The following is a 10,240-nucleotide window of genomic DNA, read 5'->3' as shown; positions in this document are numbered from 1 at the left end:
TCAGTTCATCTACCCGCTACGGACTCAGACCCCGGCACCTCCACGCATACTCGCCTTTACGTATTGCGTAGTGCTGATTTCAGGCAAATGAAAACCTTGATCAGGTGCGACGATGATATATTACGGGGCTCAATACCTTCACTTGCGTTGTGGCTGATAGACCGCCCTTACTACAGCTTCATAATGTTCGTTACCTTGCATTATGTGTAGTTCGGTTCCAGACTGGTGGCTAGCCTTTTTCTGGGCTGGATTGTCCAGCTTGATTGCCTTAGCTTTGCTTGGCGCACTCATATCATTATCTCTTTTTTTGCAATCATCAAGGCTTTAAATAACGACGCAATGTGCTTTTTCTCATGTAATGCTGTCAATGAAATGCGTAAACGACAAGTCTTCTCAGGCACGGTTGGTGGACGAATACATGATACCAAAAAGCCTTTTTCCATTAATCGTTGTTGTATCTGGTAGGTTTTATCCGCCTCACCGATTAGTACACTTCGAATCGGTGTCGAATCTGATGCGCTTAGCTGAAATCCATAAGCTTCAGCTTGCTTATTGAAAAACACAATGTTCTCAAACAGTTTTTGACGCAGGTCATTGGATTGCTTAACAAGTTCTAGCGCAACATATAAGGTTTGTGAGATAGCCGGTGGCAAAGCGGTGCTGTACATGTAACTACGACTAAACTGTGTTAGTTGCTCAATAATCTTTTTACTTGAGCAAACCATTGCCCCAACACCACCGCATGCTTTGCCAAATGGAGTGATATAAACCAGTACTTCTTTTGCTGTCAGACCATGGTGATCAAGACTGCCGATTCCATTTTCCCCTAATACCCCAAATCCATGCGCATCATCAACGATCAAGCCATGACCATATTGACGACAATTCTCATGAAGCAATGGCAGTGGTGTAATATCACCATCCATGCTAAAAATGCCTTCAGTTGCACAAATACCTGGCGCCTGTAAGATTTGGCTTATTTTATCAAGGCTTTGCATATCTTGATGCAAAAAGCGCTTTAATTTTGCACCCGATAATTTTACACCATCTATTATTGATGCATGAATCAATTTATCAGCAATTATGGTACCTGCTGATCTTCCCAGCACCGAAAAAACGGCCAGATTGGCATGATAGCCAGAATTAAAAAACAAACAAGCCGGATAGCCTGTCAAATTGGCAAAATAATTTTCAAGGTTTTGGGTAGCAAGGGATAAACCGCTGACCATCGCAGATGCAGTGCTACCAAAGCCTAATGCTTGAGCACTTTCAGCAAATGCCTTTTTAATTTCAGGATGCTGAGAAAGCCCCAGATAGTCATTACCACTAAAATCAATATAGGATGCCTCATCCAAACACACACAGACACCCTGTCGGTTAAATGCACGTCGATGACGGTATAAATTATTGCGTTTATACGCATTTATATCATTAAACGCAACTTTCATCCGTTTTTTTATCCTGTAATTGACTTTCTTCAATCGCAAACCCAAGTTTCTCTAACAAAGCCAAATCGGTATTTTCTTCTGGATTCCCGGTTGTTAGTAATTTATCCCCATAGAAAATAGAATTCGCACCCGCAAGAAAACATAGTGCCTGGGTTTCATCAGACATTTGCTTTCTGCCTGCTGACAGGCGAATTCTTGTTGTCGGCATTAAAATTCTGGCGACAGCAATCGTTCGAATAAAGTCAAAGATATCTACCTGCGCCTTATCCATTTTATTACCCAAAGGCGTGCCAGGCACAGGAACAAGTCGGTTAATTGGCACACTGGCAGGTGGTGTATCAAGATTTGCCAGGCTCAACAACATACTTAAGCGATCTTTAATGGTCTCCCCCATCCCTAAAATACCACCACAACAGACCTTCATACCCGCATTGGCAACTTCTTTTAAGGTATCAATGCGTGATTGGAAATCCCGTGTGGTAATGATTTCAGGATAATACTCTTCAGAGGTATCAATGTTGTGGTTATAGTAATCTAAACCCGCTGTTGCAAGCTCATTTGCCTGATCTTTCGATAACATCCCAAGTGTCATACAAGTCTCTAAGCCTAAATCTTTAATCGTTTTAATGATGTTGATCAATTCAGGCATTTTATGTGCCGGTGGATTACGCCAGGCCGCGCCCATACAAAAACGCTTTGCACCTAAAGACTTTGCTTTTTTTGCATGTGCAACAATCTGATCCATTGCCATAAGCTTTTCTTTTTCAATATCTGTCTTATAATGTCCACTTTGCGGACAGTACTTACAATCTTCCGGGCAACTGCCTGTTTTAATGCTTAAAAGCTTACACAACTCAATCTCATCACCAAAGTTTTGTCGATGAATTGTCTGGGCTTGAAAAAGCAGTTTGTTAAAGGGCTGGTGATAGATTTCTTCCAATTGTTCAAGTGTAGGTTTATTTTTCACGATGATTCACTTATGACTTATTTACACATGCGCAAAATCCTAGGTATAATTTTGCGATCAGTCAACTAATATTTTACGATAAGGTTTACTAATGTACTCAACAAATCTCTGGCATCCTTGCTCACAGATGAAAGATTATGAAACATTATCACCACTTAAGATCAAAAGTGCTGGCGGTGCTTATCTTTATTTGGAAGATAACACAAGCGTTATCGATGCAATATCAAGCTGGTGGTGTAAATCATTAGGACATCGCCACCCAATGCTTATTACAGCATTAAAAGCACAGTTAGATACCCTTGAACATACAATCTTAGCAAATACAACAAACAACACAATCCATCAATTAACCCAAAAACTTTGCCGACTGACAAAAACGGATAAGGCATTGTTTGCCAGTGATGGTTCATGTGCTGTAGAGATCGCTATGAAAATGGCAAACCACGCTCGTGTAATTAAAGGCCAAACTAACAAGAAAAAATTTATTGCCCTATCTAATGGCTATCACGGTGAGACTTGTGCAACCTTAAGTGTTAGTGATTTAGGTCTTTATAAAAAAGCTTATCAAAATCTATTATTTGACTGCTATTTTATTAATGATATCCCTTATGTAGCCGGGGAAAATGACCCGCTATGGCATCATGCCGAGCAGCACTGGAATGTGATCGAAGAAAAACTTAAACCATTGATTTCAACCACAAATGCCATAATCCTTGAACCTTTAATTCAAGGCGCCGGTGGGATGTTAATCTACTCAAAAGACTTTTTAAAACGCCTTGCTCATTGGTGTCAAAATAATGATATTTATCTTATTGCCGATGAGATCATGACTGGAATTGGTCGCACAGGCAAAATGCTTGCCTGCGCGCATGCTGATATCACACCAGATTTCATCTGCTTATCTAAAGGGTTGACTGCGGGAATGTTGCCCTTAAGTGTGACACTGACACATGATAGATTCTATGAGTTATTTTATGATGATTATGAAACACAAAAGGCTTTTATGCATTCACACACGCATAGTGGCAATACCTTAGCCTGCGCTGTAGCTTTAGCAGTACTTAAAGTCTTTGAACAAGAAAACCTGATCTGTTATATCAGTGATACACTACATCCTGCTTTATTAGCAAATATGCATGAAGTGGCAGATACTACCGGACAGCTGCATAACATCAGAAGCCTTGGCGGAGTAATTGCCGCAGATATAAAACACCCTGCCAAAAATCGCCATGGTTATGAAATCTATCAAAAGGCAATAGAGTTTGGCGCGCTCTTACGCCCCCTTGGCAATACGATTTATTGGATGCCTCCTTTAAATATCGATATTGACACTTTAAACAAGCTTAAAGAAATTACCATTAAGGCTATTTGTGCGGTGCGTAAATAATCACTACTTTTGTTTTTTCATAACCGCTGTTGTAAAGCCAACACCCCTCTATGTACCATACGGTATTGGCTTTACGCTTCGCTCCCACGAACTTATAAAAAAACCCCCAGAGGATCAGTTGACTCTCTGGGGGTTTTAACGTTAACGCACAATGCGTTTATTGTAAATGGGCGATGATTACATCATGCCAGGCATACCGCCCATGCCACCCATTCCGCCCATGCCACCAGCACCAGCATCAGATTTTTCTTCTTTTATTTCACCAACCATGGCTTCAGTTGTGATCATAAGACCTGCAACAGATGCCGCATGTTGTAATGCAGAACGCGTTACTTTTGTTGGATCCAAAATACCCATTTCGATCATATCGCCATAGGTATCATTAGCAGCATTATAACCGTAACCACCGTCTTTTTGACGAACGTTATTCACAACAACAGAAGCTTCGCCACCAGCGTTTTTAACGATTTGACGCAATGGAGACTCCATCGCACGACGCATAAGCTCAATACCATGGTTTTGATCTTCATTATCGCCTTTTAATCCAGCAATAGCTGCTTGTGCGCGTAAAAGTGCAACACCACCACCGGCAACAACGCCTTCTTCAACTGCAGCACGAGTTGCGTGTAATGCATCATCAACACGGTCTTTTTTCTCTTTCATTTCAACTTCAGTGAAAGCACCAACACGAATCACAGCAACACCACCGACAAGCTTGGCTAAACGCTCTTGAAGCTTCTCACGATCATAATCAGAGCTTGACTCATCAATTTGCTTGCGGATTTGTGAAACACGCGCTTCAATATTTGCTTTTTGACCAGCACCATCGATAACAGTTGTATCATCTTTAGTGATTTGAACGCGGCCTGCTGTACCTAAGTGCTCAACAGTTGTTGTCTCAAGAGTTAAGCCAACTTCTTCAGAGATAACTGTTGCACCAGTTAGAATTGCAATATCTTCAAGCATTGCTTTACGGCGATCACCAAACCCTGGTGCTTTAACCGCAGCAACTTTGACGATACCACGGATATTGTTAACAACCAATGTTGCTAACGCTTCACCTTCAACATCTTCAGCAATGATTAACAAAGGCTTGCCAGATTTTGCAACAGATTCTAGTGTTGGCACTAGATCACGGATGTTAGCAATTTTTTTGTCAACGATCAAGATATATGGATTTTCAAGCTCAGCTGTCATATTTTCCTGGTTAGTTGCAAAGTAAGGCGACAAATAACCACGGTCAAACTGCATACCTTCAACAACGTCAAGCTCATCTTCAAAGCCTTTGCCTTCTTCAACGGTAATCACACCTTCAGAGCCAACTTTTTCCATTGCTTGTGCGATAATCTTACCAACAGTTGCATCAGAGTTTGCTGAAATTGTACCAACTTGCTCAATAGATTTATTATCAGAACAAGGCTTAGATAGTGATTTTAATGCTTCAACTGCTTTGACTGTTGCTTTATCAATACCACGCTTAAGATCCATTGGATTCATACCAGCGGCAACTGCTTTTAAACCTTCGGTTAATAAAGCTTGCGCCAGTACTGTTGCTGTTGTTGTACCATCGCCCGCGATATCAGAAGTCTTAGAGGCAACTTCCTTAACCATCTGTGCACCCATATTGGCAAACTTATCTTTTAATTCGATTTCTTTTGCCACAGAAACACCATCTTTAGTGATGTTTGGCGCACCAAAAGACTTATCTAAAACAACATTACGACCCTTTGGTCCAAGTGTTACTTTTACTGCATTTGCTAATGTATTTACACCTTCTAACATACGTGTACGAGCATCATCTGAAAACATTACTTCTTTTGCTGCCATTTTATTTTTTCCTCTTTAAAATGTTTAAACTTAAAACTTATTTGATAACGTATAATAGCTTACTCAACAACTGCCATTAAATCTTCTTCACGCATCATCAAAAGCTCTTCACCATCAAGCTTGACTTCTGTACCTGCATACTTACCAAAGATAACTTTGTCACCAATTTTTACATCTAGTGGGCGAATATCACCGTCAGTTGAGATCTTACCTTTACCAACGGCAATGATTTCACCCTGCATTGGTTTTTCTTGTGCGCTTCCTGGTAACACGATACCACCGGCAGTTTTTGTTTCTTCTTCTGCACGACGCACTAATACTCTGTCATGTAATGGACGAATTGCCATGTAGTTTACTCCTATTTATGATTAAACATATGTTGTTTGTTTGCAGGAAGGTATATGGTGATCCTCAATTTATTTTCAAGGAAAAAATTATCGTTTTCTGCAAAAAAAATCCAACACATCATCATTTGGTATAAAAATCACTCAAAACGAATGTAACAAAATTGTCACAGTACGTTATCTAATTGTCATATTACTGTTATATCCAACCTGTATTCTTAATAATAAATAAACGGATTATCTTATTGTAATGCGAAAAATAACCATAATAACCCTATTAATAAGCTTAACCTTCATCATGCTTTTAGGTGCAATATTTTATAAAGCAACTTATCAATCATCAAAGCCTGCTTTGATGATTACTGTTGCCACTGAAAAAGTTGAAACAACCCAATATACATCAACACTAAGCGCGCTTGGTCATATCACTGCCATGATGGGTGTTACCGTAAAAGCAAGTTCATCAGGTAATATTACCAAGCTCAATGTTACATCAAATCAAGAAGTCAAAAAGGGTCAGATTCTATTGGAAATCGATCCAGATAAAGCCAAAGCCAAGTTACTTTATGACCAGGCACAACTGCAGCTGGATGCTGCCAATTTATCACGAAATAAAACACTTTATCAAAAAAATGCTTTGGATAAGGCGACCCTTGATATTGCTGAGGCCACTTACAAAAAAGATCTGGCACTTGTAAAACAGGATAAAGCAACGCTTAATGATCAGATTATACGTGCGCCATTTACAGGAGAAGCTGGTATTGTGAATTTACAAGTAGGCAGTTATGTTAATACAGCGGATGATTTATTCTCTTTACAGACAGTAACCCCGATATATGTCGATTTTTCCTTACCAAGCAAGGATCAAGCCTATATCAAAAAAAACCAGGATGTCACAATTGAGCTTGATGCATATCCAAATCAACATTTTAAAGGCAAAGTCGTTGCCATCAACAATATAATTGATCACAACACCAATAGCATCTTGCTGCGAGCAAAACTTGAGAATAATGATGGAAAACTCAAACCTGGCGATTTGGTTAATATAACCCTTGATTTAACAAAGCCACAACAAGTGATTATCGTCCCAACACAAGCCATCACCTATGATAATAACAATACAACCATATTTACCGTTAATCAGCAAAATATTGTCAAGCAGCAGGTTGTTGTGCTTGGCACACAAGTTGGTACTGACAAAGTTATTGTGCAATCCGGGCTACACCCCCAAGAAGTTATTGTTATTGCTGGGACAAACAAAATCACCGATGGAATCAAGGTTGTAACGACTGATAAAGGAGAAGGAAATTGAAATTCTTTATCACACGACCAATCTTGACTTGCTGCATTTTCACGCTTTTATTGCTTGCAGGCATATTTACAGCAACCAAACTTGAAATCCGTCAATATCCAAATATCAGCAGCAATACCATCATGGTGATCACAACCTACCCAGGTGCCAATGCACAGACAATGGAAACACTCGTCACAACGCCTATTGAAAATGCATTACAGGGTATTGATAATGTAGATTATATCAGCTCTACCAGCGCTTCAGGAACCAGCCGTGTTGTGCTGAATTTGACGGTTAATGCCGATGTGAACAGCACGATCACTGATATTGAAAGCGCACTTTCAGGTGTCAAATCAAGCCTGCCTAACGCAGTTAATGACCCAATCATCCGCCAGGCTGACAGCACCAGTATGCCTGATATGGTATTAAGCTATAGCAGTGCGCAAATGCCGACAAGCAATATCAGTGATTATTTAACACGTACAATAGAACCAACCATTGCAAATATCAATGGTGTTGGAGACATCCAAATTATGGGGAATCGTCAATATGCCATGCGTGTTTGGCTTGATGTGAATAAAATGCGTGCATATGGCATTACCGCAAGTGATATAAAACAAGCGCTTAGTACGCAAAACGTTCAAGCAACGCCAGGCGATATTAATCGAGACAATCAGATAATTACGATTAATGCACAGACGGATGGACACACGGTTACCTCATTTCAAAACCTTATCATTAAAACAGTGAACCAAAAGCCCATTTACTTAAAGGATGTTGCCGATGTTAAACTTGGCGCACAAGATACAACAAGCGCAATGTTCACAAACAATAAGCCATCAGTTGGTCTTGCCATTACCTATAAAAATGATGCAAATCCGCTAACAACAGCCGCATTGATTCAAAACGCATTGACACAGATCCATCTGCCCAAAGATCTTAAAGTACAGGTTATGCGCAATAGCGCAAGTTATATCAATGCATCGCTTAAAGATGTTATTGAAACACTTATCATCACGATTATTGCCGTTTTAGCCATTATTATATTATTTTTGGGGTCCTGGCGGTTATCTTTAATTCCGCTGGTGACAATCCCCTTATCCATTGCTGGCGCCTTTATTATCATGTATTTTCTGGGCTTTAGTATTAATGTGCTGACGCTTTTAGCCTTTGTGCTTGCAATTGGCCTTGTTGTCGATGATGCTATCGTTGTTATGGAAAACATCCATCGGCATATGCAACTGGGGAAAACATCTAAGCACGCTGCTATTATTGGTATAAAAGAGATAACCATTGCTGTGATTGGCATTACAATTACCCTATTAGCTGTTTTTCTACCGATTGGTTTTAACAACAGCACAACAGGCGCTTTATTTAAATCCTTCGCCTTTACACTGGCTGGCAGTGTTTTAATCTCTGGTATTGTTGCTTTATTTTTCACACCAATGATGTGCGCAAAGTTACTAACAACTAAGACACACAATAAATTTGAACACAAAGTCACGCAACTGCTACAGCTATTAACGGAGAAATATCACCGGTTACTTCTTGCAATTATTAACCTTAAAAAGCTGATTGTACTTGTATTTACCTTTATCCTTATTTTAGGTGGAACAACGTTTTACCTGCTATCACAAAATGCACAGCTTGCACCGGCTGAAGATCAAGGCGTTATCATTGGAATGGCACAAGCACCAACTTCTGCGTCAGTAAACTATACACAAAAATATACAGCTCAGCTAAACAGCATAACAAATCTTAACCAAGAGATTAAAAACCTAAGTATTGTCAATGGTTTTCCGCAAGGCCAGGCTTCTGCCATGATTATCATGAAATTAAAAGACTGGGATCAAAGATCACAAAGTGCTGATGAAATTACTGCGCAATTAATGCCCAAAGTCAGGCAAATTGCAGGGCTGAATATCATGCTAAGCTCACCACCTTCATTACCGATTTCAAAAGGTATTTATAACTTCCAGTTTGTGATTAAATCAACTGGAAGTTATGAAGCACTAAGTAAGGTTGTTAATCAGATGACAAAACAGGCACAGACAAATCCTGATATACTCAATACACAGGTTGATTTACACATTAATCAGCCTCAAGCCAACGTCATTATTAACAAAGAAAAAGCAAATGCGCTTGGCGTATCTATGGATGGTATTGCTACAATACTAAGCATTGGCTTTGGCCAGCCACAAAATAATGAATTTACAAGAGATGGTTATGCATATTATATCATCCCGCAAATCAACGATGCTCAGCGCAGTAACGAAAATATTATTAATGAATTAACCGTAAAAAGTGCATCCGGTGATAACATCCCATTATCCACTTTTGTCCGTATTGAAAATACGGTGACATCAAGCACATGGAACCACTTTCAAGGACAGCATTCAGCCACCATTTCTGCACAGCTTGCCAATGGGTTTAGCACAAAAGCCGCTTTAACCTACTTCCAAAACCTGGCAAATAAGTATATGAAAGAAGACATGAATACAGACACTTCAGGGCAAACGCGTACCTTTTTACAAACACAAAACAGCATGAGCTGGCTGTTTATTTGTGCTTTAATTGTGATTTTCCTTACTTTAGCTGCACAATATGAAAGCCTTAAAGATCCCCTTACAATCATACTGACAGTACCACTTGCCATCACAAGTGCACTTATTGCACTCTTTTTTATTAATTACTCTTTAAATATCTATACAGAGATTGGCCTTATTACATTGATTGGACTTATCAGCAAACATGGCATTCTACTTATCGACTTTGCCAAACAATACCAACAAAAACATCAAAGCACGCCACAAAAGGCAATAATACAAGCCGCCTGTGTCCGATTTAAACCGGTGTTAATGACAACAGCCGCTATGGTTTTAGCACACATTGATCACGCCTAATAAAGCATTTTAAAGTTTTTTCGTGTAGGATATTTCACAAAGTTATATGCAAGCTGTATTCAAAATGGAA

The 10,240-nt window shown here is 39.6% G+C and carries 8 protein-coding genes; 3 read left to right on the top strand and 5 right to left on the bottom strand.

Features of this window, described 5'->3' with window-relative positions; all coding sequences use genetic code 11:
- Window positions 1-138: 138 nt before the first annotated feature.
- The 3 genes from DNK84_RS14255 to bioB are packed head-to-tail and all read right to left on the bottom strand — an operon-like array spanning window position 139 to window position 2,421.
- Entirely contained in the window at window positions 139-291 is a 153-nt protein-coding gene (locus DNK84_RS14255; protein WP_162902145.1) for a hypothetical protein, read from the bottom strand.
- Window positions 288-1,448: an aminotransferase class I/II-fold pyridoxal phosphate-dependent enzyme gene (locus DNK84_RS05225; RefSeq protein WP_119343506.1), complete on the bottom strand. Its 1,161-nt coding sequence runs from the start codon at window positions 1,446-1,448 to the stop codon at window positions 288-290. Before DNK84_RS05225 ends, DNK84_RS14255 begins: the two co-directional genes overlap by 4 nt.
- A complete protein-coding gene (bioB, locus tag DNK84_RS05220; RefSeq protein ID WP_119343505.1) occupies window positions 1,432-2,421 on the bottom strand; it encodes a biotin synthase BioB in 990 nt (329 codons plus the stop codon). Before bioB ends, DNK84_RS05225 begins: the two co-directional genes overlap by 17 nt.
- 85 nt (window positions 2,422-2,506) lie before the next feature.
- On the opposite strand from bioB, the gene bioA reads away from it, so the two are divergent.
- A complete protein-coding gene (bioA, locus tag DNK84_RS05215; RefSeq protein ID WP_119343504.1) occupies window positions 2,507-3,802 on the top strand; it encodes an adenosylmethionine--8-amino-7-oxononanoate transaminase in 1,296 nt (431 codons plus the stop codon).
- A 177-nt stretch (window positions 3,803-3,979) separates the two neighbouring features.
- On the opposite strand, the gene groL is transcribed toward bioA, so the two are convergent.
- A complete protein-coding gene (gene groL / locus DNK84_RS05210) occupies window positions 3,980-5,629 on the bottom strand; it encodes a chaperonin GroEL (protein WP_119343503.1) in 1,650 nt (549 codons plus the stop codon).
- Between the two features lie 59 nt (window positions 5,630-5,688).
- Window positions 5,689-5,976 (bottom strand): co-chaperone GroES, encoded by a 288-nt coding sequence (gene groES / locus DNK84_RS05205; RefSeq protein WP_119343502.1) that lies wholly within the window; start codon window positions 5,974-5,976, stop codon window positions 5,689-5,691.
- A gap of 295 nt (window positions 5,977-6,271) precedes the next feature.
- Between groES and DNK84_RS05200 the strand changes: the two genes are divergently transcribed.
- Both DNK84_RS05200 and DNK84_RS05195 read left to right on the top strand, forming a co-directional pair.
- Entirely contained in the window at window positions 6,272-7,285 is a 1,014-nt protein-coding gene (locus DNK84_RS05200; RefSeq protein ID WP_162902244.1) for an efflux RND transporter periplasmic adaptor subunit, read from the top strand.
- Window positions 7,282-10,170, top strand: coding sequence for an efflux RND transporter permease subunit (locus tag DNK84_RS05195; protein ID WP_119343500.1), 2,889 nt, complete (start codon window positions 7,282-7,284; stop codon window positions 10,168-10,170). Before DNK84_RS05200 ends, DNK84_RS05195 begins: the two co-directional genes overlap by 4 nt.
- Window positions 10,171-10,240 lie beyond the last annotated feature (70 nt).

The organism is Facilibium subflavum (assembly GCF_003574485.1).
Taxonomy (GTDB): domain Bacteria; phylum Pseudomonadota; class Gammaproteobacteria; order Francisellales; family Francisellaceae; genus Facilibium; species Facilibium subflavum.
The sequence above is the reverse complement of the archived record's forward strand: the minus strand, read 5'-3'. Positions and strand labels throughout refer to the sequence as shown.

Coding starts and splice junctions, on each gene's coding strand:
- DNK84_RS14255 (WP_162902145.1), bottom strand. CDS start 291: ATGAGTGCGCCAAGCAAAGCTAAGGCAATCAAGCTGGACAATCCAGCC.
- DNK84_RS05225 (WP_119343506.1), bottom strand. CDS start 1,448: ATGAAAGTTGCGTTTAATGATATAAATGCGTATAAACGCAATAATTTA.
- bioA (WP_119343504.1), top strand. CDS start 2,507: ATGTACTCAACAAATCTCTGGCATCCTTGCTCACAGATGAAAGATTAT.
- groL (WP_119343503.1), bottom strand. CDS start 5,629: ATGGCAGCAAAAGAAGTAATGTTTTCAGATGATGCTCGTACACGTATG.
- groES (WP_119343502.1), bottom strand. CDS start 5,976: ATGGCAATTCGTCCATTACATGACAGAGTATTAGTGCGTCGTGCAGAA.
- DNK84_RS05200 (WP_162902244.1), top strand. CDS start 6,272: ATGCTTTTAGGTGCAATATTTTATAAAGCAACTTATCAATCATCAAAG.